This window comes from Flavobacterium humi, from assembly GCF_004745595.1.
Lineage (GTDB): Bacteria > Bacteroidota > Bacteroidia > Flavobacteriales > Flavobacteriaceae > Flavobacterium > Flavobacterium humi.
This window is the reverse complement of record NZ_SRLH01000008.1, coordinates 171398-196319: the sequence shown is the minus strand read 5'-3', so window position 1 is coordinate 196319 and position 24922 is coordinate 171398. Positions and strand designations below refer to the sequence as shown.

17 protein-coding genes are annotated in these 24922 nt (G+C 41.8%); 9 read left to right on the top strand and 8 right to left on the bottom strand.

Features of this window, described 5'->3' with window-relative positions:
* From E4635_RS14385 to E4635_RS14355, 7 genes are all read left to right on the top strand, one after another.
* Positions 1-1165, top strand: a 1165-nt coding sequence (locus E4635_RS14385) for a T9SS type B sorting domain-containing protein (RefSeq protein WP_135527400.1), incomplete at its 5' end; no start/stop codon positions are given.
* Between the two features lie 50 nt (positions 1166-1215).
* Positions 1216-2133: a PorP/SprF family type IX secretion system membrane protein gene (locus tag E4635_RS14380; RefSeq protein WP_135527399.1), complete on the top strand. Its 918-nt coding sequence runs from the start codon at positions 1216-1218 to the stop codon at positions 2131-2133.
* A gap of 11 nt (positions 2134-2144) precedes the next feature.
* The gene (locus tag E4635_RS14375; protein ID WP_135527398.1) at positions 2145-4082 is read left to right on the top strand and encodes an OmpA family protein; all 1938 of its coding nucleotides are present in this window, start codon (positions 2145-2147) and stop codon (positions 4080-4082) included.
* A 183-nt stretch (positions 4083-4265) separates the two neighbouring features.
* The gene (locus E4635_RS14370; RefSeq protein ID WP_135527397.1) at positions 4266-5084 is read left to right on the top strand and encodes a zinc-dependent peptidase; all 819 of its coding nucleotides are present in this window, start codon (positions 4266-4268) and stop codon (positions 5082-5084) included.
* A gap of 124 nt (positions 5085-5208) precedes the next feature.
* A complete protein-coding gene (locus E4635_RS14365; RefSeq protein ID WP_135527396.1) occupies positions 5209-6273 on the top strand; it encodes an efflux RND transporter periplasmic adaptor subunit in 1065 nt (354 codons plus the stop codon).
* Between the two features lie 9 nt (positions 6274-6282).
* A complete protein-coding gene (locus E4635_RS14360) occupies positions 6283-9375 on the top strand; it encodes an efflux RND transporter permease subunit (RefSeq protein ID WP_135527395.1) in 3093 nt (1030 codons plus the stop codon).
* Position 9376: 1 nt separating this feature from the next.
* Complete coding sequence (locus E4635_RS14355) at positions 9377-10681, top strand: TolC family protein (RefSeq protein WP_135527394.1); 1305 nt, start codon at positions 9377-9379, stop codon at positions 10679-10681.
* 38 nt (positions 10682-10719) lie between these two features.
* On the opposite strand, the gene rpe is transcribed toward E4635_RS14355, so the two are convergent.
* Together rpe and E4635_RS14345 are read right to left on the bottom strand one after the other, a co-directional pair.
* On the bottom strand, positions 10720-11382 hold the full coding sequence (gene rpe / locus E4635_RS14350; protein ID WP_135527393.1) for a ribulose-phosphate 3-epimerase: 663 nt from the start codon (positions 11380-11382) through the stop codon (positions 10720-10722).
* A gap of 338 nt (positions 11383-11720) precedes the next feature.
* Complete coding sequence (locus tag E4635_RS14345) at positions 11721-12584, bottom strand: sigma-70 family RNA polymerase sigma factor (RefSeq protein WP_026711939.1); 864 nt, start codon at positions 12582-12584, stop codon at positions 11721-11723.
* A gap of 276 nt (positions 12585-12860) precedes the next feature.
* On the opposite strand from E4635_RS14345, the gene E4635_RS14340 reads away from it, so the two are divergent.
* Together E4635_RS14340 and E4635_RS14335 are read left to right on the top strand one after the other, a co-directional pair.
* Positions 12861-14777 (top strand): transglutaminase-like domain-containing protein, encoded by a 1917-nt coding sequence (locus tag E4635_RS14340; protein WP_135527392.1) that lies wholly within the window; start codon positions 12861-12863, stop codon positions 14775-14777.
* Positions 14777-16927: a DUF3857 domain-containing protein gene (locus E4635_RS14335; RefSeq protein ID WP_135527391.1), complete on the top strand. Its 2151-nt coding sequence runs from the start codon at positions 14777-14779 to the stop codon at positions 16925-16927. Before E4635_RS14340 ends, E4635_RS14335 begins: the two co-directional genes overlap by 1 nt.
* 64 nt (positions 16928-16991) lie before the next feature.
* On the opposite strand, the gene E4635_RS14330 is transcribed toward E4635_RS14335, so the two are convergent.
* The 6 genes from E4635_RS14330 to E4635_RS14305 form a co-directional block, all read right to left on the bottom strand.
* Positions 16992-18680 (bottom strand): hypothetical protein, encoded by a 1689-nt coding sequence (locus E4635_RS14330; RefSeq protein ID WP_135527390.1) that lies wholly within the window; start codon positions 18678-18680, stop codon positions 16992-16994.
* Positions 18667-19221, bottom strand: a complete 555-nt coding sequence (locus tag E4635_RS14325) for an RNA polymerase sigma factor (RefSeq protein ID WP_135527389.1) — start codon at positions 19219-19221, stop codon at positions 18667-18669. Before E4635_RS14325 ends, E4635_RS14330 begins: the two co-directional genes overlap by 14 nt.
* A 118-nt stretch (positions 19222-19339) precedes the next feature.
* Positions 19340-20668 carry a hypothetical protein gene (locus tag E4635_RS14320; RefSeq protein WP_135527388.1) on the bottom strand — a complete coding sequence of 443 codons (1329 nt, stop codon included), beginning with the start codon at positions 20666-20668 and terminating at the stop codon, positions 19340-19342.
* Positions 20669-20741: 73 nt separating this feature from the next.
* A complete protein-coding gene (locus E4635_RS14315; protein WP_135527387.1) occupies positions 20742-22502 on the bottom strand; it encodes a hypothetical protein in 1761 nt (586 codons plus the stop codon).
* Positions 22490-23707 (bottom strand): DUF4249 domain-containing protein, encoded by a 1218-nt coding sequence (locus E4635_RS14310; protein ID WP_135527386.1) that lies wholly within the window; start codon positions 23705-23707, stop codon positions 22490-22492. Before E4635_RS14310 ends, E4635_RS14315 begins: the two co-directional genes overlap by 13 nt.
* 12 nt (positions 23708-23719) lie before the next feature.
* Complete coding sequence (locus E4635_RS14305; RefSeq protein WP_135527385.1) at positions 23720-24922, bottom strand: DUF4249 domain-containing protein; 1203 nt, start codon at positions 24920-24922, stop codon at positions 23720-23722.

Here is a 24922-nt window from a genome sequence, read left to right as displayed (position 1 = left end):
CCTTCCAGGCAGTGTGATCGGCAACGACACCCTAAACGGAAACCCGGTAACGACTACCAATACAAATGTAACCCCAGCAGCGGCAGGCCCACTAAGCGTGGATGCTGACGGAATTGTTTCTGTGGCAGCGAATACACCATCAGGAACCTATGTCATTACATACCAACTGTGCGAAGCAGATCCGGCGACAGGACTTTCTATTGTTCCGGCGAATTGTGATACGGCTACCGCAACGGTGATTGTGAATAATGTAATTGATGCAGTAATCGATCCAGCTGTGACGGTAAGCTCCGGCTCGGCAGTGACGATCCTTCCAGGCAGTGTGATCGGCAACGACACCCTAAACGGAAATCCGGTAACGATTGCCAACACGAATGTCACTCCGGCAGCGGCAGGCCCACTAAGTGTGGATGCTGACGGAATTGTTTCTGTGGCAGCGAATACACCATCAGGAACCTATGTTATCACGTACCAACTGTGCGAAGCAGATCCGGCAACAGGACTTTCTATTGTTCCTGCGAATTGTGATACGGCTACCGCTACGGTGATTGTGTTAAATCCAATTGATGCAGACGATGACGAAGAAACCACAACAGCGGGATCTACAGGAGTTACCGGTATTCTTAATGTATTGGATAACGATACTTTAAGCGGAGATCCTACTAATCTGACGCAAGTGACGCTCACAGTAGTGACACCAGATCCTACAGGCCAGATCATCTTAAATCCTGATGGAAGCGTAAATGTATTGCCTGGAACTCCGGCAGGAACATATACCATAACCTATCAAATTTGTGAAAATGGAGCGGTTCCGGCGAATTGCGATACTGCGACTGTAACGATTATCGTAAATACTAACGAGGATATCGACATATACAACCATGTAACTCCAAATGGAGATGGTGATAACGAAGTGTTCTTTATTGACGGTATAAATAAATATCCTGACAATACCGTTGAAATTTACAACAGATGGGGTGTTTTAGTATATGAAGTGGCAGGTTATAACAATACTGATAAAGCATTTAGAGGCGTCTCTGAAGGACGCGTAACAGTCAACAGGCTTGAAAATTTACCGGAAGGGACTTATTATTATATTTTAAGATATAAAAAACCTACAGGTGAAGCAAAAGAAAAATCAGGTTATTTGTATATTAACAGGTAAATATGATTTCCCCGGATTTGTAAATTTGGGGAAATTTTAAAATAGAAAATATGAAATTAAAATTTTTAATATTCGGATTCTTTTTAATTAGCGCTTTGGCAAGTGCGCAACAAGAAGCTCAGTACACACAATATATGTACAATACTGCTAATATAAATCCCGGATATGCAGGATCCAGAGGTGCTTTAAGTGCTTTGGTAATGCATAGGAACCAATGGGTTGGGCTGGAAGGAGCTCCGGTGACCAATACGCTTACCATTCATTCTCCGTTAGGAGACAACAGCAATTTCGGATTGGGGTTTTCTGTGGTTAACGATAAATTGGGGCCTTCAGATGAAAATGTGGTTTCCATAGACCTTAGCTATACTATTCCGACTTCGGAAAATTTCAAGCTGGCTTTTGGTGTAAAAGGTTCTGCGGATTTCTTTAATGTCGATTTTAACAAATTGAAGATATTCAACCCTAGCGACAACCTGAACAGAAAGAACATTGACAATAGGTTTACGCCTAATGTGGGTGCCGGTGTGTATTGGTATTCGAATAAAACATATATCGGATTGTCGATTCCTTATATGCTCGAGAATAGCTACTATGATAATGATATTCAGTATGTTGCCAGCGACAGGATGCATTTCCATGCGATTGCCGGCCATGTATTTGATTTAAGTGAAGACCTGCAATTCAAACCAGCAGTTTTGACCAAAATTGTTAAAGGAGCTCCTTTGCAGGTGGATTTGTCGGCCAGTTTCTGGTTTTTTGAGAAATTCTCCATAGGTGCTGCTTACAGGTGGAGCGCAGCAGTTAGTGGTATGGCAGGTTTCCAGCTTTCGGATTCCTGGCTGATAGGGTATGCGTACGATAAAGATACAAGCAGGCTGGGTAATTTCAACTCGGGATCGCATGAGGTGTTTTTGAGGTATGAATTGTTCAAAAAATATAAAAAAGTGGTTTCACCGAGGTTCTTCTAAAAATGCACAGTATGAAAAAAATTATATATATCTTACTCGTAGTTTCTCTCGCCATTGAAGGTCATTCACAAACAAAAAAGATAGAGAAAGGGGATAAAAAATACGCAGATTTGGCCTATGTTGATGCTATTGCCACGTATGAAAAAGTAGCCAATAAAGGATATAAATCAGTAGACTTGTTTCAAAAACTGGGAAATTCTTATTTTTTCAATGCGAAACTTAAAGAGGCGAACAAATGGTATACGGAATTATTTGCGTTGAACGAAAAAGTGGATCCGGAATACTATTACCGGTATTCCATCACTCTGAAAGCTGTTGAAAATTATGCCAAGGCCAATGAATACCTTGACAAATTCCATCAAATGGCTGCTGCGGACATCCGTGGGAACCAATACAGCAATGAAAAAAACTATCTCGATATCATTGCTAAGAATTCGGGCCGGTATGAGATTAAAGCTACCGGGATAAATTCAAGAATGTCGGATTACGGGACTTCTTTTTATGGCGATAAAATATTGTTTTCGACTTCAAGGGATACAATCGGTTTTGCCAAAGTGAAAACCAAATGGACCAACCATTCCTTCACAAACCTATATGTAGCTTCTAGAAATGAAGAAGGCGAGTTGTCCCATCCTGAGAAATTTTCCAAAACCATCAATTCCAAATTCAATGAGGATACGCCGGTTTTTACAAAAGATTTGAAAACGGTATATTTTACCCGGAATAATTTCAACAAAAGGAAAACGGGTACGGATGAGAACAGTGTCATCCTCTTAAAACTTTATAAAGCAACCTTGGCAGACGGTAAATGGATTGATATCAAGGAACTTCCGTTTAACAGTGACAATTACAGTGTGGCGCATCCGGCATTGAGCCCTGATGAAAAAACATTGTATTTTGCTTCGAATATGCCCGGGACCAAAGGCCAATCGGATTTGTTCAAAGTAGCCATCCTGGAAAACGATACGTACGGTGTACCACAAAACTTAACCGGTACTATTAATACCGAAGCGCGTGAAACATTTCCTTTCATTACCAAGGACAACGAATTGTATTTTGCCACAGACGGGCACCAGGGATTGGGCGGGCTGGATATTTTCGTCACCAAATTGGATGAAAACGGAATGCCGGGCCAAATACTGAATATCGGTGCGCCGGTAAACGGCAACCTGGACGATTTCGCCTTCATTATCGATAATACGACCAAAAAAGGTTATTTCTCCTCTAACAGGGAAAATGGGAAAGGATTCGATGACATTTATTTCTTTGAAGAGAAAAAACCATTGTCATTTGAAATCAAGCAAGAACTCGAAGGCCAGATTACAGATATGGAAACCAAAGAAATATTGAGCAATGCTCCGGTTACGCTCTTTGATGCCAATTTTAATGAAACAGGAAAAGCCGTTTCCGATAAGGATGGCGGGTATCATTTTGATGTTACCGGCGGAAAGAAATATTACGTAAGGGCTGAAAAAGAAAACTATAATACCAAGGAAGCACCGGTTGAAATCCCGAATGTTACCGGGAAAACCAATTTGCCGATAGCTTTGGAAAAGAAAATCAAGGAAGTGACCGTTGGTTCGGATTTAGCCAAAACATTCGATATCAAGATTATTTATTTCGACTTGGATAAAGCTGTGATACGTAAAGATGCCGCTGTTGATTTGGCCAAAATCGTCGAAGTAATGAAAGAGAACCCGACCATGAAAATTGATGTAAGGTCCCATACTGACAGCCGCCAAACGAATGAATACAACCAGAAACTATCCGATAAAAGGGCAAAAGCCACTATCGACTGGATGGTTAAAAACGGAATTTCATCCGATAGGATTACAGGAAAAGGTTATGGCGAATCACAACTGATAAACCGATGCGCTGACGGTGTGGATTGTTCTGAAGAAGAGCACCAGCTCAACAGAAGAAGCGAATTTATCATCACAGCCATGTAAGAATACAAAAAAGCATCCTGATTACGGATGCTTTTTTTATTGCCTTCTTTTTATACAAGGTTACGCAATATTTGATGCTGCGTTTTTACTTTCGGGAATAAACTTTATATTAGCGATCATATTTTTGCTTCCCTCCCGGAATTTCGGAAAGGATTTTGAGAACAAGCAATACAAGAACCCCTCATGATGGACAATATAATGGTCATAATTATTGCATTGCTTCTCATCTTAACGACGATGATTTTCTTTTTCGGTTCTTTTTACCTGGTATTGGAAAGCGTATACGGCACTATTTTCCAGAAACCGTTTTTTGTCCATTTGTATTTGAATTTAAAAAAATTACCTGAAAACCAACTTGTTATTTTGAAGGGAAAGTTCGAATTCTTTAAAAAACTACCCCAAAACGAGCAAACCTTTTTTGAACACCGTGTGGCTGTTTTTCTCGAAAAATACCCTTTTTACGGAAGGGAAGGATTAGTGGTCACTGATGAAATGAAGGTTAAAATCGCGGCGACTTCCACCATGTTGACTTTCGGGATGCAAAAATACCGGTATACTGTTTTCGATAGAATAATCCTGTACCCCGATATTTACTATTCGCAGACCAATAAGGCCTATCATAAAGGAGAGTTCAATCCAAGGCTGAAAACCCTGGTTTTTTCCTGGAAGCATTTTGAGGAAGGATTTGAATTTGAAAACGATAACCTGAACCTGGGCTTGCATGAGTTTTCCCATACCCTGCATTTCCAATGCCTGCAGAACACCAGCATCTCTTCCATACTGTATAGGGTCAATTATGAAAAACTGTTAAGGGAAGTCAACCACAAACCAAACCACGACCGATTGCTTCAATCCGGTTATTTTAGGGATTATGCTTTTTCCAACCAGCTGGAGTTTATTGCCGTTATCCTGGAACACTTTTTCGAAACCCCTGAAAAGTTCAAACAGTATTTCCCGGAACTGTACCAAAATGTCAAGCGGATGATCAATTATAAAGAATAAATCATTTAAGTACAATTTCTGAATTTAGTGTTAAATAAAAGGCAATCTTTAGCTATAATGGATATTAAAAATTAGTTTTGTTGTATAATCTTATAGTTTGCAATAACATTACATAAAGGCCATTATGAAATTAAAGAATAGTATTTACCTACTACTGGCAATAGTTTTAGGAGCGATGATTTTTTACAGGATATCTGAAAATAAAGGAAAGGAAGAAAGTAACGGGAAAGGCAAAGGAGGAGGAGATAAAAAACCGGCAAAAGTGACCGGAGTGGTTTTGAAAACCAGTGTTTTTTCGGATAACCTTTCGCTTTCGGGTTCCATTGACGCTAAAGAACAGGTGGAAATCCGCAGTGAAGTTTCAGGAATTGTAGAAAGCATTAATTTTGAAGAAGGAACGGTTGTTTCAAAAGGGCAGCAGCTCCTTAAAATCAACGATCTGGAACTTCGCGCCCAGCTTTCGCAAGCTAGGACAAAACAGGCTTTGGCTTCGGAAAATGAAAGAAGGGCACGCTTGCTGCTCCAAAAAGAAGCCATCAGCCAGGAAGAATACGATATTGCCAGCGCCGATTTTCGTTCCGCCCAGGCCCAAACCCAATTAATCCAGGCCCAAATTGCAAAAACATCGGTTAGGGCACCCTTTTCAGGGAAAATAGGCCTGCGTTCCATTTCCAAAGGAGCTTATGCGACCCCAACTTCTGTCGTAGCCAACCTGGTCAATACCTCACAAGTAAAAATTACGTTTTCGATCCCTGAAAAATATGCGGCACAAATGAAAGTCAATACATTGCTTTCTTTTACAGTGGCAGGTTCAAGAGAGACCTATTCGGCAAAAATTTATGCTATAGAACCGGAAATCGAAGTCGAAACCAGGACTTTAAAAATGCGCGCCATTGCCGAAAACGCTCATGGGAAACTAATTCCGGGGACCTTCGCCAATGTGATGTTGCCATTAGATAAAATAAACGATGCGCTCTTAATTCCAACAGAGGCGTTGATCCCTGTGCAGAATGGGAAAAAAGTATTTGTTTCCCTTCATGGCAAAGCCAAAGAAATCATGGTCGAAACAGGTGCCAGGACCGATAAGGACGTTTTGGTGCTTTCGGGATTAAAACCCGGCGACACGCTGCTTACCAGCGGTGTAATGACTTTGAAAGATGATTCGCCGGTAAAAGTAACTATAAAGTAAGATACGGAAATGAGTTTATCCACTATAAGCATAAAAAGACCGGTCCTCACCATAGTGCTCAACCTGATGCTGATCCTTTTCGGGATTATCGGGTATACTTTTTTGGGTGTCCGCGAATTCCCGTCTATTGATCCGGCGCAAATTTCGGTACAGACAAATTATTCCGGGGCCAATGCCGATATTATCGAATCACAGATTACCGAACCTTTAGAAAAAGCGGTTAATTCTATTGATGGGATCCGGAACATAACCTCTTCCAGCAACCAGGGGCGAAGCAACATCACCATTGAATTCAACCTGGACAAAAACCTGGAGGAAGCTGCCAATGATGTCCGTGACAAAGTTTCACAGGCAGTGAGGAGTTTGCCGCAGGATATTGACGCACCGCCTGTGGTTTCTAAAGCAGATGCTGATTCCGAACCGATCATTACCATGACCGTCCAGAGTGACAACAAAAATGTACTGGAACTTTCCGACTACGCCGATAATGTCATTGCGCAGCGCCTGCAGACCATTCCGGGCGTGAGCAGTGTCCAGATTTGGGGCCAGCGGAAATATGCCATGCGGTTGTGGATCGATCCTGTAAAACTGGCTTCTTACGGTTGCACGGTGGCAGATGTCCGCGAAGCGCTGAACAAGCAAAACGTAGAACTTCCTTCCGGGAAATTAACCGGAGCCAATACCGAATTAACGGTTAAAACAATGGGAAGCATCACTACTGAAGAAGGATTCAATGCTATAATTATCCGTGCCGAAGGCGATAAAATCGTTCATTTAAGCGATGTCGGGAAAGCGTCTTTAGAGGCCGAAAACCTGGAAACCAAATTGTCAGATTCCGGGCAGCCAATGGTTGGGATGGCGATTATTCCGCAGCCGGGGACAAATTACCTGGATATAGCCGAAAAATTTTACGAACAATACGATCAGTTAAAAAAAGACCTGCCGAAAGATTTCAAACTCAATATAGCCATAGACAACACTGTTTTTGTAAAAAAAGCGGTATTTGAAGTAGCCGAGACCTTACTGCTGTCCATCATCCTGGTTGTATTGATTATTTATGTTTTCTTCCGCGACTGGGCTATTGCATTCCGGCCGCTGATTGATATTCCGGTATCATTGATCGCTACCTTTTTTATCATGTATTTATGCGGGTTTTCGGTAAATGTACTGACATTGCTGGCTATCGTCCTGGCAACCGGCCTTGTGGTGGATGACGGGATTGTGGTAACCGAGAATATTTTCAAAAAAGTAGAAGAAGGCATGTCACCTATCGAAGCAGCCATCAAAGGTTCAAACGAGATTTTCTTTGCGGTAATTTCCATTTCGATAACCTTGGCAGCGGTATTTTTGCCGGTTATTTTCCTGGAAGGTTTCGTGGGAAGGCTTTTTAGGGAGTTTGGAGTGGTCATTGGAGCCGCCGTATTGATTTCGGCCTTTGTTTCCCTTACACTTACCCCGATGCTGAATGCCTACCTGATGAAAGGCGGCGAACAGAAAAAATCAAAAATATACGATTTGACCGAACCGTATTTTCAAAAAATGAATACGTCCTACGCTGAGGCACTGGAAGGCTTCATGAAACGGAAATGGCTGAGTTTCCCTATTCTTGTAGGTTGTGTTGGATTGATCATTTTATTTTTCACTTCCATACAAAAAGAAACGGCTCCTTACGATGACAGAAGTTTTATAGGTGTAAATGTTACGGCACCGGAAGGCGCTTCCTATGATTATATGGACAGGTTCATGACCGAATTGACACAATTGATCAATGATTCCATCCCGGAGAAAAAGGTAAGTTTGATTATTACGTCTCCAGGGTTCGGTTCTTCCGCGACCAATACGGGCCGTGCCAGGATTTCCTTGGTACAGCCGGACGAAAGGAAGCACAGCCAGAAGGAAATTGCCGAGAACCTGACCAAATGGACCAAACAATATTCTGAAGCGAAGGTTTCCGTTTCCGAATCTCCTACCATTGCTGTAAACAGAAGGGGAGGAATGCCTATCCAGTTTGTCATCCAGGCACCTAATTTCAAAAAACTCGAAGAGAAAATCCCGCAATTTATGGACGAAGTTTCAAAAGACGAAACATTCTCCAATTCGGATGTGAATTTAAAATTCAACAAACCGGAAATCCATGTCACTATCGATAGGGAAAAAGCCCAGAGTTTAGGGGTTTCCGTAATTGACGTGGCCCAGACACTGCAACTTTCCTTAAGCGGGCAGCGTTTTGGGTATTTTATGATGAATGGCAAACAGTACCAGGTTATGGGACAGTTTGATAAGAAAGACCGGAATGCACCTATGGACCTGACGTCTATTTTCGTGAAGAATAAAACCGGGCAATTGATCCAGCTTGATAATGTGGTTTCCGTCGAAGAGCAGAGCAGCCCACCGCAATTGTACCACAATAACCGTTATATGTCTGCTACTGTTTCTGCCGGACTGGCTCCCGGAAAAAGTATCAGTGACGGTATCGATGCCATGGAAAGAATCAAGACAAAAGTGCTGGATGATAGTTTTACCACAGATTTAAGTGGCGAATCCCGTGATTTTGTGGAAAGCAGCTCCAATACTTCTTTTGCCTTCGGATTGGCATTGCTGTTGATATTCCTGATTTTAGCCGCTCAATTCGAAAGTTTTATCGATCCGTTTATTATTATCCTGACCGTACCGATGGCTGTTGCCGGAGCGTTATTCTCCTTGTGGCTTTTTGGCCAGACATGGAATATTTTCAGTCAGATCGGAACCATTATGCTTATTGGTCTGGTCACGAAAAATGGAATTTTAATCGTCGAATTTGCGAACCAGCTCCGTGAGCAGGGCAAATCAAAATACCAGGCTATTATGGAAGCGGCCGAATCCCGTTTGCGTCCTATCTTAATGACCAGTTTGGCCATTGCTTTGGGGGCATTGCCTATTGCCTTGTCATTAGGAGCCGCCTCAACCAGCAGGATAGGCATGGGAGTTGTCATTGTGGGCGGAACCCTGTTTTCATTACTGCTGACATTGTTTATCATACCGGCTATTTATTTTATGTGGTCCAGGGAGAAAAAACACAGGCCGGAATTTGACCATATTAACGAATATGAAAAGGAAGAATAATATGAAAAAAATCCTGTTTCAACTTTTAATGCTACTTGTCGTTTTTGCCGAAGCCCAGGCCCAGGAAATCCTGACAGTAGAAGACGCGATAACTATCGCCTTAAAGAACAATTACGACATCAAAATAGCGTCCAATGCGGTAAAAATCGATTCTATGGGCGTGAGTGTTGCCAATGCCGGGATGTTACCTAAATTAGACGCCACACTGACGCAAAGCAACAACATCCAAAACTCAAAACAAACACAATCCAACGGAGAAGTCCGCGAATTGGACAATGCCAAAAATAACAGTTTGAACTATGGCGTTACCTTAGGCTGGACCGTTTTTGACGGCTTGCGGATGTTTGCCCGTTACGACCAGCTGAAGGAATTGCAGAAACAAGGCGAGACAGAACTTAAAATGACCATCCTGACCAAGGTTGGCGATGTAATGACCGCTTACTATGATTTGGTGCAGCAACAAGAATTGCTCAAGGCCTTGGATACCACGATCGTTATTTCGAAGCAGCGGCTGAAAACGGCTGAAAACCGATTTACTATCGGAAAAGCTGCCAAATTGGAAGTACTCAATGCGCAGGTTGATTTAAATACCGATACTTCAAACCTGGTCAAGCAGAAGGAATTCTTTGAAACGGCTAAAATCAGGCTGAACGAACTTATGGCCAGGGATTTGACCACTAATTTCAGTGTTGTGGAAGAAGTAGTCCTGAATGACAAACTGCAACTGGCCGATTTGAATGCTTTGGTCGAAAAACAAAACCCGCAATTACAGCTGGCACTGATAAACAAAAGAGTTGTGGAACTGGACCTCAAACAGGTGCAGGCAAACCGTTACCCGACCATTAGGCTGAATGCCGGATATATGTTCAATGAAACCGAATCGAGCCTGGGGTTTACCTCTCAATCATCCAGCCGCGGATTTAACTACGGAGTTTCCGCTACGATGAACATCTTTAACGGGTTCCAGCAAAACAGGAATGTAAGGATTGCCAAAATGCAAATTGAAAATTCCAGCCTGGCCATAGAACAGCAGAAATTAACCATCAATGCCCAGCTGGCAACGGCTTTCCAAACGTACCTGACCAATGTAGAATTAGTGAAACTCGAGGAAAGCAATGAAGCTATAGCCAAGAGAAACCTGGAGATTACACTGGAAAAATTTAGGATCGGGACTATTTCTACTTTAGAATTTAGAAGTGCCCAGCAAAACTACATCACGGCAGTTGCTAGGAATAGCAATGCCAGGTTCCAGGCGAAAATATCCGAAGTCGCCTTACATGAAATAACAGGAAACATACAATTTTAAAATAAAAAAACTCCCTGGTTGCCAGGGAGTTTTTGGTTTTATAAAGAGGTGATTTTCTTTAGGTCGGCAATGGTCTCCACCGGATTTTCAGCATTGAAAATATAGCTTCCGGCTACCAGGGCATCTGCGCCCGCTTCTATGAGCTGTTTTGCATTTTTATTGGTCACGCCACCATCGATCTCGATTAATGTATCTAGGTTTTGTTCTGTAATCATCTTACGAAGCTTGCGTACTTTTTCGTAGGTCATTTCTTCAAATTTCTGGCCTCCGAACCCCGGATTGATAGACATGATCAAAACCATATAGCATTCCGGCAAAATATCTTCCAGGACAGATACCGGAGTGGACAGGTTTAAAACAACGCCCGCCTTGCAACCTGCGTTTTTTATCTGCGCCAGTGTACGGTGCAAATGTACTGTCGCTTCATAATGTACGGTAATGATGTCAGCGCCTATTTTGGCGAAAGTTTCAATATAGCGTTCCGGTTTTTCAATCATCAGATGGACATCCAATGGTTTTGTGGCATGTTTTTTAATGGCTTCGATTACCGGCATCCCATACGAAATGTTAGGCACGAACAATCCGTCCATGACGTCAATGTGAAACCAGTCGGCCTGGCTCTGGTTGATCATTTCAATATCGCGTTGTAAGTTGGCAAAATCTGCCGCAAGCACTGACGGTGCTATGATAGTATTCTTCATTGTGTTGTTGTTTGTTGTGCAAAAGTACTTTATTTTGAAAGGAATAACCAATATTTTGCAAAATTTAGGTTTGCGTGAGTGATTGTAGCGGAAATCCTTTTTCTTTTTTCTTTAAAAAGGAAAAGATTGCAGCGCAAAGCACGACCCGATTTTTTTGAGGGTCACGCCCAAAAGAGGAAAGTTGCTATATTACTGAAAAAGTAAAACTCCGAGAACCCGAGAGCAAAGCTCGAACTGACCGGATTTTTACTGAAAAAGTAAAACTCCGGTAATCAGCCGGAGTTTCAATCATCAATCAAAAAACGAACAGTCTTGGACTGTTGTTGCCGTAATTAGGATTATCCTAAATATGTTTTTAAAATTTTACTTCTTGAGGTATGTTTCAATCTGCGGATCGCTTTTTCCTTGATCTGGCGCACACGCTCGCGGGTCAAATCAAAAGTTTCGCCGATTTCTTCCAAAGTCATCGGATGCTGGTCGCCTAAACCGAAATACAAACGCACCACATCTGCTTCTCTTGGTGTCAATGTTTCCAAAGAGCGCTCAATTTCAGTACGCAATGATTCGTGGATCAGCTCACGGTCTGGATTTGGGGATTCCCCGGAACGCAATACGTCGTATAGGTTCGAATCTTCTCCTTCTACAAGCGGAGCATCCATAGACAGGTGACGGCCGGAGTTTTTCATGCTCTCTTTTACGTCATTAACAGTCATGTCCAGCTCTTTTGCGATTTCTTCCGCCGAAGGGGCACGCTCGTTGGACTGCTCCAATAAAGCGTACATTTTATTGATTTTATTGATAGAACCGATCTTATTCAAAGGCAAACGGACAATACGTGACTGTTCTGCCAAAGCCTGCAAAATAGACTGACGGATCCACCATACCGCATACGAGATAAATTTGAAACCACGGGTTTCGTCAAAACGCTGCGCCGCTTTTATAAGTCCTAAATTCCCTTCATTAATTAAATCCGGAAGAGTCAATCCCTGGTTCTGATATTGTTTTGCTACCGAAACAACGAAACGTAAATTGGCTTTGGTTAATTTCTCAAGGGCACGTTGATCTCCAGCCTTGATACGTTGTGCCAATTCTACTTCTTCATCGGCTGTAATAAGGTCAACTTTTCCAATTTCCTGTAAATATTTGTCTAACGATGCAGTTTCACGATTAGTTACCTGCTTGGTAATTTTAAGTTGTCTCATGTAAGTTTCTCCTTAAATTTAAAGTGTGTGAATTGGTTATACGTAATGAGTTGCAAAAAAGTTACAAGAATATGAAAAAAAATGAATAATATCTTTTCCGGGTGATGTTATTTTCCGGCGCCACAACTTAGGCATGTTTTTTGAACGAAGGGAATAATTAGGATCCGATCCTGAATTGACTCGAAAAAGGATAAAGAAGTTAAAAAATATCAATAATTATACTAAAATTTCTTTGAAACTGAATAAATCTAGTATGTTTGCGGAAAAATCTCAATAATGAAGCTACCTATTAAACTGATAATTACATTGTTGTTTGCCGCTCAGTTGTTTGCACAGAAAAATGTAGAGCCGACAGTCGAGGATGTCAAGAAGGCGAAAACCCTTCGGGATGCGTATTCCAAGGATGATGTTGCGATACTGGAAAGCGAGGAAAACATCAGTTTCGGTTTAAATAAGGACAAATCAAAGGTGACGGTTGTCAATTCCATCAATGAAGTATTGATGAATATCAACCATCGCGCCGATATCAGTAAATATGAGTTTTACGACAGCGAATCCAGGATTGAGACTTTCAACCTCAAATACCGTAACGACAAGATCGCGAATTATAACGTTGTGGATGAGTTTTACAAAGACAATGACTTGTTCTACAACGATGCGCGCGTTAAACATGTGAGTTTCGATTTCCCGGTCCAAGGGTATACTTACAAGTATGAAATGGAGAAAAAGTACGAGGATGTGAAATATTTTACGTCCCTGTTTTTTAACGATGAATTTCCGGTCATTAAAAAAACAATCAATATTTCGGTGCCGGACTGGCTTACGCTGGAATTGAAAGAGTTTAATTTTCAAGGGAATAAGATCGTCAAATCCCAAAAGAAAGACCTTAAGACAAAATCGACCGTATATACTTTCGTACTGGAAAACGTCCCGGCCAATTATAAAGAGGAAAGCGCTCCGGGCAGAAGTTACCTGTATCCGCATATCCTGATCATAGCCAAATCATTCAAAGAAAACGGAAAAGAAATTACGCTATTTAATTCGGCGGCAGACCTGTACAAATGGTATAAGTCGCTGGTTGATTTGATGAAAGACGATACATCGGTTTTTAAGGATAAGGTAACCGAATTGACTTCGAAAGCAAAAACGGATGAAGAAAAAATAAAAAACATCTACTATTGGGTCCAGGACAATATCCGGTATATTGCTTTTGAAGATGGTATTGCCGGTTTCAAACCCGATGAATCGAATAATGTTTTCCAGAAAAGATACGGCGATTGCAAAGGAATGGCAAACCTGATCAAGCAAATGCTCACGCTGGCCGGTTTTGACGCAAGGCTTACCTGGATTGGCACCAAACACATCGCTTACGACTACACCACGCCTTCACTGGCTGTGGATAACCATATGATCTGCACGCTGATTCATAAAGGGAAAAAATATTTCCTGGACGGCACCGAAAAATACAATTCGTTCGGGCATTATGCCGAAAGGATCCAGAACAAGGAAGTCATGATTGAAGACGGAGACAAATTCATAATCGAGAAAGTGCCGGCTGTTGCACCGGGTTTTAATAAAGAAATACGTAAAATGACGCTTTCCATCGAAAATGAAAAACTTACAGGGAATGTTTCCAGGTCTTACCAAGGTGAAAGTGCGGCTCAGTTCCTGTATATCTTCAATTCCTTCAAAAACGACAAGAAAAACGAAACCCTGGAGAATTACCTTTCCAAAAGCGACAAGAATATCAACGTAGACAATATCAAAACATCAGACCTGACAAACCGCGACCAGAAACTGACTATTGACTATGATATTTCCGTAGCCAACAAAGTGACCGGTTTTGACAATGATATCTACATTGACCTTGAATTTATGAACGAATACAAGAATTTCGAACTTAAAGACCGTAAGACCGATTATGAGTTTGATTACAAAACCGATTACGAATCAACAGTCACACTGGCTATCCCTCAAGGGTATAAAGTCACTAAAATGCCACAGGACCTGGTGGTTAAGGAAGCAGATTTCGAGATTGCCATTACCTTCCAGATTACCGGGAATGCCATCGTGTACAAAAAGTCCTTCCAGTTCAAAAACGGCGTGATCAAAGCCTCCGAAATGGATAAATGGAACCTTTTTATCAAAAACCTTGTCAATAATTATAACCAACAAATAACGCTGTCTAAATAATGAATAAAATAATTACGCTATTGCTTTTATCGGTTTCCCTACAGGTTTTTTCGCAGGACAAAGCCGAAATAAAAGAATTTTTCTGGGGCAAAACCGACAATTTTAAGACTGCTAATACAGTTCCCGACAAATGGAAAAACGAGTCTGCGGTCATTATCTACAAGAACGAATTTTACGATTACCATAAGTTCGGGGTTAGTGTGACCTATACTTCGGCGATCAGGAAAAGGATCAAATTGTTAGATGCAGCGGCTGTAAAAGAATTTTCGGAGTTTTCGTTCAAGGACAAATTTTATTCCAACAAAGGCTATTCTTTTAGAGAAGCAACCAATACCATTGGGGTTAAAATTGTAAAATCGGATGGCAAGGAGATTGAAATCGATGTCGAAAAAGAAGCCAAAGTAACCGATAATGAAAAGAAAATCGCAATCGCAAACCTTGAAGTAGGGGATGTAATCGATTATTATTTCTATTCTGTGGAGCCTTTCAAATCTGCATTGGAATTGGGCTTCGAGCCAGTAGAGACAACCCTTGGCGATATTTATCCAACCATGGAAATGAAATTGGTTTTCCAAACCGAAAATGATTTCTTCGTTAATTTCAATACCTATAACGGAGCCCCGAAGGTAAAAGAAATTCCTACCAAAAAAAGCGGGGAAAGGAAATACGAACTGGAAGCGCGTGACATCGAAAAGAATGAATTCCCGAAATGGTTCAATCCTTTGGCCGAAATGCCCTGCTATAAATTCCAGGTGTTTTTTGCCCGTTCAGGGAAGTTTGAAGAAAGGGCCGATGCCTTTTTGTCCAAAAAGGAAAGCATCATCAAAGAAACAGTTTCCAAAGAAGATATTTTTGAATATTATAACGATAAATTCAGGCCGGAAGGGGATTTGTCAACCATTAGGATGTTCCTCAAAGACAAGACTTTTGCCAATGACGAAGAGAAAATCAGGGAAGTGTATTATTTTACAAGGCACAATTACCTCACCCAGTATATTGAAGCTTTCGTAGCCGATGAAGCGAAGATATTCTCGCCTTATGCCTTATATGTCGACCCGATATTCTTCAGGACGGAACGGGAATTTATCAATCATTTCATGGCGTATTTAAAATATGAAAAAATCGATTACGACATCATTATCGGTACCGAAAGATATAATGGCTCGATCGATGACCTGCTCATCCAGAAAAATGTTACGGTGCTTCTAAAGATCAATACACCAAACCCGATTTACCTCGAATTTTTTACTCCTTTTACCAACGCAGACCAGTTCAATTACAACCTGGAAAATACCAAAGCCTATGCGCTCCAGGTTTCAAAAGGCAAAAGAGTTGTCGATTCGGAAAGCATTTTACTGCCTTCCACAACGGTAAAGGACAATGTGAACAAAGAAGTTACCAACCTGTCCTTCAATGAAGATTTCTCAGGTTTGAAAATCAAAAGGGAATCATCGCTTTACGGGCAATTTAAACCGGCGGAGCAAAAAGATAAATTTTACTTTTTCGATTATGTTTATGAAGATTACGACAAATACAAATCGGTGCGTTTGCTGGAAAAAGTAAAAAACAAAACTAAAAAGAAACAATACCAGCAAGAATTCGATGCCCTGATCAATAAGCTGAAAGACAGGCAGAAAGAGGAATTCAAAAAGAATACTTCCAACGAATACGGTTTCGAAATCGAAGACCATTCGCTGGTTATCAAAAATACCGGAAGGTTTGGCAGCAAATCGCCTATGGTTTATGAAGAGGAATTCCTGATCAAAAATAACCTGATCAAGAAAGCCGGGGACAATTATATCCTGGAGATAGGCAAAATGCTTACTTCCCAAATCGAGATCAACAAAAAAGAAAAAGAACGCAAGAACAACATTTATATGTCGTACCCAAGGGCTTTCGAAAACGAAATCATATTTGACATCCCGGCCGGGTATACCGTTTCAGGAATCGAAAAACTGAACAAGAAAGTTTCCAACGAGACTGGGCAATTCATCAGTGAAGCTACTTTAAACGGCAATAAATTAATCATCAAAACGTCCAAACAATACCAGAATTATTTTGAACCCAATAGCAATTGGGGGAAAATGGTACAGTTCCTGGACGCCGCCTACCAGTTTACGCAGGAGAAGATATTACTCAAAAAAGCCTAAGTGCCTAATGTACAAAAGCCCGTTCCAAACCAGTGAACGGGCTTTTTATTTAACTAACAAACAACTACAATTTATAGCTAAAGCCTACCTGCAACGAAAAAATATAAGGTTTGAAATCCGGAGCGTTCTTAAATCCCAGGAAATGGTACTGGAAAGACGGGCTGGCTTCCAGCTGAAAGGAATCTGACAATTTATAATCGAAAATAAACTTCACGTTGCCCGTTACACTTTGGTCCAGGATGTTTTTGGCACTGCCTATTGTATATTCACGGACCGAATTGGATTGCAATGTCAGCTCGTTTTTATCCAAAATCAAAAAACTGAGCCCGAAAGCAGTGGCCATTCCTATTTTCCGGTCCGAAAAAACATAGTAGGCTTCCAACGGTACTTCATAATAGCTCAATTTTTGGGACAGGAGCACTTCGGTGTCATTTTCAAATGTGGCATTGATAGTTGCCGGCGTTACACCGGCTGCCAGGTTGATATTTTTGGGGTCTATGACCGAATTGTTCGATTTGTGGGTATTGGTAGTATATTCCAGGTTTGTTTTCCCGATACCCAAACGGGAACCTACTTTGGGGCTGAACATCCACCGTGCATAACAACCGAAACTATAGGTAAGGACCGCTTTTTTGGGATCGTCATGGTATCGGCTCGAAACCGAATTCCCTTTGGCAAAGCTTTCATATAAAGTCGGGCTGAAATAAGGCGTAATATACAAGCGCTTTTTTTCCTTTTCCTCTGGAATACTATCTTCCGGGCTTCGTTTTTTTTCTTTTTTTTCAGGGACAATTTTAGGTAGTACTGCCACAACAGGCGCCACTGCTACAGAATCTGTTTTCGCATCGGCCACCGCCACTTTTTGTTCGTTTCCCACCAATACGGGAACGGTTTTTTCTGCCGGTTGCTTTGTTGTTTTAGGCAGCTGCTTGTTTTTGGGTTTGGTCTGGCTAAAGGTTTTCTTTTTCTTATTCGTGACAAAATGTGGCTTTTTATCAGGAACCCGGATATTCTTTTTTTTCTTTTTCACAATATAGGTGTACTTCTGAACCACTTCATACTCATCATATTCCTCTGTAGATTTGACCAGCCTTTTTGTTTTTTTGACCGTTCGTACCGTTTCAGAATAAGGCACGGTTTTATCGGAAGAACTGCGGGTTGTTTTTGAACCGTTTCTTTCGGTAAGCGCTTTTTTCGCTGCTGCAGAAGTGTTTTTTCCTGATGTAGCAGCATTTTTTGTAGCTGTAAATGTGTTTTTCGCTGCTGTAATAGCCTTTTTCCCTTCTCCCGAAGCCTTTTCCTGCTCTGTAATTGTATTTTTTGCTGCTGTAGAAGTGTTTTTTCCTGATGTAGCAGCATTTTTTGTAGCTGTAAATGTGTTTTTCGCTGCTGTAATAGCCTTTTTCCCTTCTCCCGAAGCCTTTTCCTGCTCTGTAATTGCCTTTTTCGCTTCTGCAGATGCTTCTTTTCCTTCTGCCCGTGGCTCTTTTCTTTGCTGGTTTTCCCCCGGAACAGTTTTATGCTGCAAGCTTCCCGGATCCGAATTGTTTTCCGCCAGGTAAAAAGTATACAATAGGCCGCCCAAAAGCAAACCGGAAACAATCCATAATGGAACGAACCAGAAAACAGGTCTCTTTTTTTGTTTCGAATCTAAGTCGCTGTCAATTTTTGACCACAAGGCATCGCTGGGTACCCGGTCCAGTTGATCGAGTTTTTCCCTAAATGCTTTTCCTATTTCTTTATTTTTTTCCATGTCGTATCGTATAATGATGGAATGCGTTTTGTGCTTTTATTTTCTCCTTCAGGATAACTTTGGCCCTGTGCAGGTTGGATTTGGATGTATTCTCTGAGATGGACAACATTTCAGCAATTTCCTGATGGCTGTAATCATCCAATTCGTACAGGCAGAAAACCAGGCGGTATTGGTTGGGCAACTCCTGTATCAGTTGTAAGATGGAGTCCAGCGAAAAATCGATTTCACCCTCATCAACCTGTATCTCCTGGGTAAAATCATCTTTAATCGGAACCAGCTGGAAATGCCTCTTATAACTATCAATAGCCTTATTGATCGTAATCCTTTTTATCCAGCCTTCAAACGAGCCTTTATGGTTAAAATTCCGGATGTTGGTAAAAATATCGATAAAGGCATTGTGAAGGTTGTCTTCGGCTTCGGCTTCGTTGGAACAATACTTGAGACACAGCACAAAAAGGACTTTCTTATACCGGTGGTATAATTCTTCCTGTGCCTTACGGTTCTGCTTGATGCAGCCTTTTATAAGTTGGTCTAATTCCAAAGAATTGTTTTTAAAAAGTGTTTAAATATAATGCTATGTTTCAAGGAATGCATGCCGTATTGAAAATATCTCTGCCTGCAAAACCTTTGTCCCGGTTTTGCAGGCAGAAATAAGTAGGCTAGAAAGCCCTAACAACTCTGGCTTTTACATTCTCTATAAGTGGCAATTTAGGAGCGATGTTGCTGTTTCCGGTGCCAAAATCAATCACTTTAACATTTAGGGCATCTGTTTGGGTTGCACTCCAGTAGAGCCCGTTATCAAAGCTGCCCAATCCCTGTGCATGCAGGTTCTGGTACAAAAGGCCCAGCTCATCATGGGAAGGCAAAAACCAGCCTCCAAGATTGTTATTGGTAAAAAGCAGTGCTTTTTTGGCCACGACGCTTCCGTTGTTGGCCGCATTGCACACAGACGGATTGGTATAGTAATTTTGCAAACTGTTGTGGTAATTCACGATAGCCGCCGAATTGAAGAGCCCTCTGCCCACTCCCGAGTGTTCGGCCTTTGGGATTGAAGAGCCGGAGCATCCCCATTCGAAATAAAACGTATCATAAGGAGCGGCTTCCAGATAGCGCCATCCTTTGCTGTACGATCCTTTGTCATAAAAAACAATCCCGCCGCCCGGTCCAGTTGCCCCAATGGTGTAAGGAGTGGTGTATTCATATTCTTTCACCATCCGGATGATGCTGTCGCTGTTCGGATTGTAAAAGGACATCTCATTGAGCCCTAAAGAGACGCCGCCGTTAAAATTCCAATATTGTGCGACTTCCGAAGTGCCTTCCATATTGATATTGATTTTTAGCGCATGGTTGATCAATAAGAAATTCCAGGTCCCGGCATAACTGGCGTCATCATATTCAAAAGTAAACGTTCCGTCAGGGTTCATGCTAAAAACACCGCTGGTATAGGTATTGTCGCTGTTTTCGGTATAAGGGACCTTCCAGAAGGATTTCCCAAAACCGGCTCCGCCTCCGCCTGAGCAAATCCCGTTGCATTGCAGGAGGATATCCTCTTCGGTACAGCTGTCCAGGGCCAGTTTCAGTTCCGTATTGTTATTGACCGTAAAAACGGTTCCGTTGCTTAAAGTAGTTGACATCGGATAACTGATACTGATATACTGGTCCGGCGCCAAATTCCCTAAAAAAGCACTGAAATTAGCATCGCCAATAATCGAAACCGTAGTAATAGGAGCCAGATTTGCATCGTACACAATCAGCTGCAGGGGATAAACGAAATCAATGCAAACAATATCCTCCATCGGATTGTTTGTAGTGGTTGTTACCTGTGCGATCAGGTTGTACAATTCGGAATCTTTCGCTATCAGATCTTCTTTCCGGATCTCATTGGATTCTTCCTTCCATAAATTATCATCTAAATCACTGCAGCCATGGATGGTAAATACCAAAAACAGGAGTAATGATAAACGGAAAAACGGTATTGCCTTTGTCATTGTTACTTTTTTTAACTGGTTATATTCAATAGTCAAAAAAAGAAACAAAGGTTGCGTGGGAAAAACAGTTATTTTATTTTACTTCGAATTTTTCCTGTAATGATACCGGCATTCCGCTGTCTGTAAAGCCTTCAATGGTAATTTCAAACTCCCCTGTAACATCGGAAGTAAAGAAAGTAAGCACTTCTTCATTGTTTTTTACAGTCATTTCCGGATTCCAGAGCAGCTGGTACCTGTAGTCCGGGATTCTTTTCAGATCATGGCCCGGCTGGTAATCCGGAGCGTAGTATTTTTTTCCGTAAGAAGGGATCAGAAGGGTGGTTTTCTTGTTGTAGCTCCCTTCCGATTTGCTTTGGAAATCAACGGTTTTCGTTTCAAAACTAATAACTCCTCCAAAGGTCTTCGGACCATATATATACGGCTGGTTAATCAGGCTTACTTTGTGGATATTGGCCACATTGTATTCGAAAATCTCATTCGTGTCCTGTAGTAATAACCCGTCCACAAGCACCAAAGGCGGCCCGTAATTGTCCAGGTTTATTTTGTCATTGGATAAATAAATCATCAATTTGTTGTTTTTCCTTCTCGAATGGCATTCTATAAGGACTTCGGTGACGGTTTCCTTCAATGTCGGGAAGCGGGTATAGTCGTCAAGCACATATTCTTTGGCATCCGAACCCATAAAAATGTCCGGATCTGATAGGTGTGCTATGGTGTCTTTCTTTTTGGAATAATAGGCATTTTCAACCTGTGCCGCTATCGAGCGCTCTTCTATTGCTTTCTTATGGATGGCAGGCAATTCAAATCCGGGTAGGAACTCCAACCGTGACGCATCTACTGTAGCCGGATCGTCCAGGACAATGCTGAAGTTTTCTTTTGAAGGATCTACCACTTGTATGACAGCAGAACTGTTTTCCGGGTTTTTGTCCAGTATGAATGCGAATTCTCCCCGAGCATTGGTTTTGATCAGCTTGAAAATAAAGGGTTTCCCGGGAATCGAAAGAGAGACCGGTTTATTGCTGACGTCCTGTCCTTTTGCCGAAATGATCTTTCCGGAAATAAATTCTCCCCTGAGTTCCGGCAGGAATGCGGCATTTGAAGGATTGGCAATAGAGGCCAGCGGCTTCTCCCTGGCGAATTCTTCTGAGTTTTTTTGTTTTAGGATTGGCAAATCATCTGTTTTCCGGATAGAGACAGAATAGTTTCCGGTTTTCCATTCCGGGGATGATGATTTTAGGGTAAGCTGTACTTTTTCCCTGTTAGCATACGTTTTTTTATCAAGCTCCAAAACCAGCGGCTTTTCAGAAGTCGTGTGTGCCATTGCCGGAGCCCCGGTTTTTAGGCTGTCTTTTTTTGCCACCGCAGTGCTGGCGCCAGATTCTTTAGTGCCGGATTCATCAGCGGTAAAAGGATTGATGATTGTAATGTCTAGAATGTAATAGGGAGATTCCCCTTTGTTGAGCATCCATTTCGTATAGGCAATCAGTTTGTAATTCCCTGTTTTGAGTGTGGTTGGAATAAAGAAATCGCCATAACCTTTGCCTTTGTCCAAATACGCCTTGTTTTTGAAAACAATTTGTTTGTTAGCGTCTATTAATTCAATGTAGCCAATTTTACTGATCAGGCTGGGCGTATTGTCTTTCGGATTCAAACAATAAAGTTTGTAATAAAGCGTCTCGCCGGTAAGGAAAGTGCTGGTGTTTATATGGACAAACAAGCTCTCGCCAGTAGTGTTACTGAGGTTGCTGTTAGAAGAAACGGTTCCCTGTGCGGCTATTGCAAAAGAATACAACAGTACGAAAACGGTAATCACGCGGTGTGTTAATCTATCCAAAATGAAGGTTTTATGTTAGACGAAAAAGTGGTACAGTCACCACAGGCAGGAGGGACCATTTTATAAACATTATAGTTTCCGGCCGTATTGTAATAGTGATCCAAATACAACAGCGTATTGCTCCTTACGGCAGAAAGTAATTGAGCGCCTTTGCATTCCGGGTTCTCGGGAACAAAGCACAAGCCCCAGACACGGATTTCACAAGGGTCGAAATAAGGCGGTTGCGGTTCTCCCGGGAAGATGTCCTCATAATTGAAGAATATCCGTTTGGACGAAACCGTACTGACATCAAAAAAACCGATTATTTTTTCGTCAGGATTAGTTGCTGAACGAATGTTACCGCTAAAAAATCCCGGTTGGTGCTGCGATAAAATGCTTCCTGAACCCGAAAGTTCCTTCATGGTCTTATAATACGTATAAGCCGCCAGATTTTGCACATATTGGCGTACTAAAATGCTGTATCGGTGCATAATGATCGAATTCTTATTGCTTATAAAGCGGATAGGGAAATGAACCCTGTCTTCGCTCAATCCGGAAGTATTCGCCAAGAGAATGCTGTTGGAAGGATCAGTGCTGTAGCATACCTTCGATTCCCCTTCTCTTGGGATTAGCCCGATTTGTTCAGGGCCTCCTTCTTCGGCAGGCGGTAAAACGATGGCCCTGTCCGGATCCCAAAACGGCGTGATGATCTTATAGGTTTCTTCATATTCGAAACGGTAATATTTGGAGGTATTGTTAGGATCGAAGCTGTTTACGTTCATTTCGACGCCCCGGATTCCTTCTTTGGTAACAACTTCGGGAACAATGCTTTGTATTTCATTTACAGCAGTGAGCATTTCGGGAGCAGAACTGTAGCTTTTTCCTTCATTGGTAGTGATGTGCAAGGTGTAATTCCTGGATGGCAATGCCTGGAACTCGGAAGTGGAGACATATTTTCCCGAAACTTCTTCAAAAGGATATTGATGGCCCTGGTTGTCGTCGATGTATACGGTGGCACCGGCTTCAAAAGAAGGGCCGTTCTCTTCGAAACGGTATGTCCTGGAGAGTTTGATTTCCTGTTTTTTGAATTCATTGGTTATGGTAGCTTCAATGACAAGCGCATCTTCAAAGGTATTGGTCTGTAAGGCATACGGTTCCGTACAGCTAATTCCCGCCAGGCAGGACAGGAGCAGTATCGTGATTTTATGGATAAAATGTGGTTTCATCGGTTTTATTTTTTAATCAATCCAGAATGGAGGTTTTATATTGGATGAAAAACGGGTACAATCGCCGCATGGAGGGGCAACCATATAAAAGAAAGTATCATTTCCGCTGCTGTCCACATATACTAAATCGCCGGAGCCTACAATCGAAATTAAAGCAGCTCCTTTACAGGCCGGATCTGCAGTCTGGTCAAAGCAAAATTTAAATTCCCGTATCGTACAATCCGTAAAATATGGAGGAAGGGGTTCGCCCGGAAATAAATCGGAATAGTTAAAGAAAATCCTTTTTGACGAAACAGTAGTGACATCAAAAAAACCAATGACTTTTTCGTCCGGGTTCTCTGTGCATTTCAGGTTTCCGTTAAAATAACCGGGCTGGGTTTGGGATAGGATGCTCCCGTTGCCGGAGATTTTCTTCAATGTTTTGTAAAAGGTATAAGCCGCCAGGTTTTGAACATATTGGCGGACCAAAATGCTATACCGGTGTGTGATGATGTAATTTTGGTTGCTGATAAAACGGATCGGGAAGGTGACCCTGTCTTCGGAGAGCCCGGTTGTAGAGGCCAGCAGTATCTCATCGGAATTTTTGGTCGTATAGCAAGTCCTGGTTTCTCCCACCCTAGGGACAACAAGGATTCCCTGATGGGGCTGGCCAGGGACAAGAGGTGCTAAAATCGCTTTTTCATCATCCCATTGAGGGGCAATTATCTTATAGGTTTCCTCGTACTCATACCGGTAGTATTTTGAAGTATTGGTCGGGTCGTAGCTGTTTACGTTCATCTCGACACCGCGCACTCCGTCTCTTGTCACAACCGATGGAATAATACTTTGCATTTCATTTACCGTAGTGAGTTTCTCCTGGGTTGAGGTATACGATTTGCCATTGGCGGTAGTGATGTGCAATTGATAAATCCTGCCTGGCAATGCTTCAAATTCTGTGGTGGACAGGTATTTTCCGTTTGATTCTTCAAAATCATACGAATTGCCCATGTTGTCGGTTACAAAAACGATGGCTCCGGTTTCAATGGCCGGTGCGCTTTCTTCAAGCCGTGTTGTTTTTGTGAGCCTGATTTCCTGTTTTTTAAATTCATTTGTAAGGGTAGCTTCTACTACAAGGGCATCCTCGTAAGTATTGGTCTGTAAGGCATACGGTTCTGTACAACTGCTTGCCGCCAGCAGGCTTACAAATAGAATGTAATATAAAAAGCGATCTCTCAT

Bases quoted from the DNA above. Each gene is read 5' to 3' on its own strand.
- E4635_RS14380 (WP_135527399.1), top strand. From the start codon at position 1,216: ATGAAATTAAAATTTTTAATATTCGGATTCTTTTTAATTAGCGCTTTG.
- E4635_RS14375 (WP_135527398.1), top strand. From the start codon at position 2,145: ATGAAAAAAATTATATATATCTTACTCGTAGTTTCTCTCGCCATTGAA.
- E4635_RS14370 (WP_135527397.1), top strand. From the start codon at position 4,266: ATGATGGACAATATAATGGTCATAATTATTGCATTGCTTCTCATCTTA.
- E4635_RS14365 (WP_135527396.1), top strand. From the start codon at position 5,209: ATGAAATTAAAGAATAGTATTTACCTACTACTGGCAATAGTTTTAGGA.
- E4635_RS14360 (WP_135527395.1), top strand. From the start codon at position 6,283: ATGAGTTTATCCACTATAAGCATAAAAAGACCGGTCCTCACCATAGTG.
- E4635_RS14355 (WP_135527394.1), top strand. From the start codon at position 9,377: ATGAAAAAAATCCTGTTTCAACTTTTAATGCTACTTGTCGTTTTTGCC.
- rpe (WP_135527393.1), bottom strand. From the start codon at position 11,382: ATGAAGAATACTATCATAGCACCGTCAGTGCTTGCGGCAGATTTTGCC.
- E4635_RS14345 (WP_026711939.1), bottom strand. From the start codon at position 12,584: ATGAGACAACTTAAAATTACCAAGCAGGTAACTAATCGTGAAACTGCA.
- E4635_RS14340 (WP_135527392.1), top strand. From the start codon at position 12,861: ATGAAGCTACCTATTAAACTGATAATTACATTGTTGTTTGCCGCTCAG.
- E4635_RS14335 (WP_135527391.1), top strand. From the start codon at position 14,777: ATGAATAAAATAATTACGCTATTGCTTTTATCGGTTTCCCTACAGGTT.
- E4635_RS14330 (WP_135527390.1), bottom strand. From the start codon at position 18,680: ATGGAAAAAAATAAAGAAATAGGAAAAGCATTTAGGGAAAAACTCGAT.
- E4635_RS14320 (WP_135527388.1), bottom strand. From the start codon at position 20,668: ATGACAAAGGCAATACCGTTTTTCCGTTTATCATTACTCCTGTTTTTG.
- E4635_RS14310 (WP_135527386.1), bottom strand. From the start codon at position 23,707: ATGAAACCACATTTTATCCATAAAATCACGATACTGCTCCTGTCCTGC.
- E4635_RS14305 (WP_135527385.1), bottom strand. From the start codon at position 24,922: ATGAGAGATCGCTTTTTATATTACATTCTATTTGTAAGCCTGCTGGCG.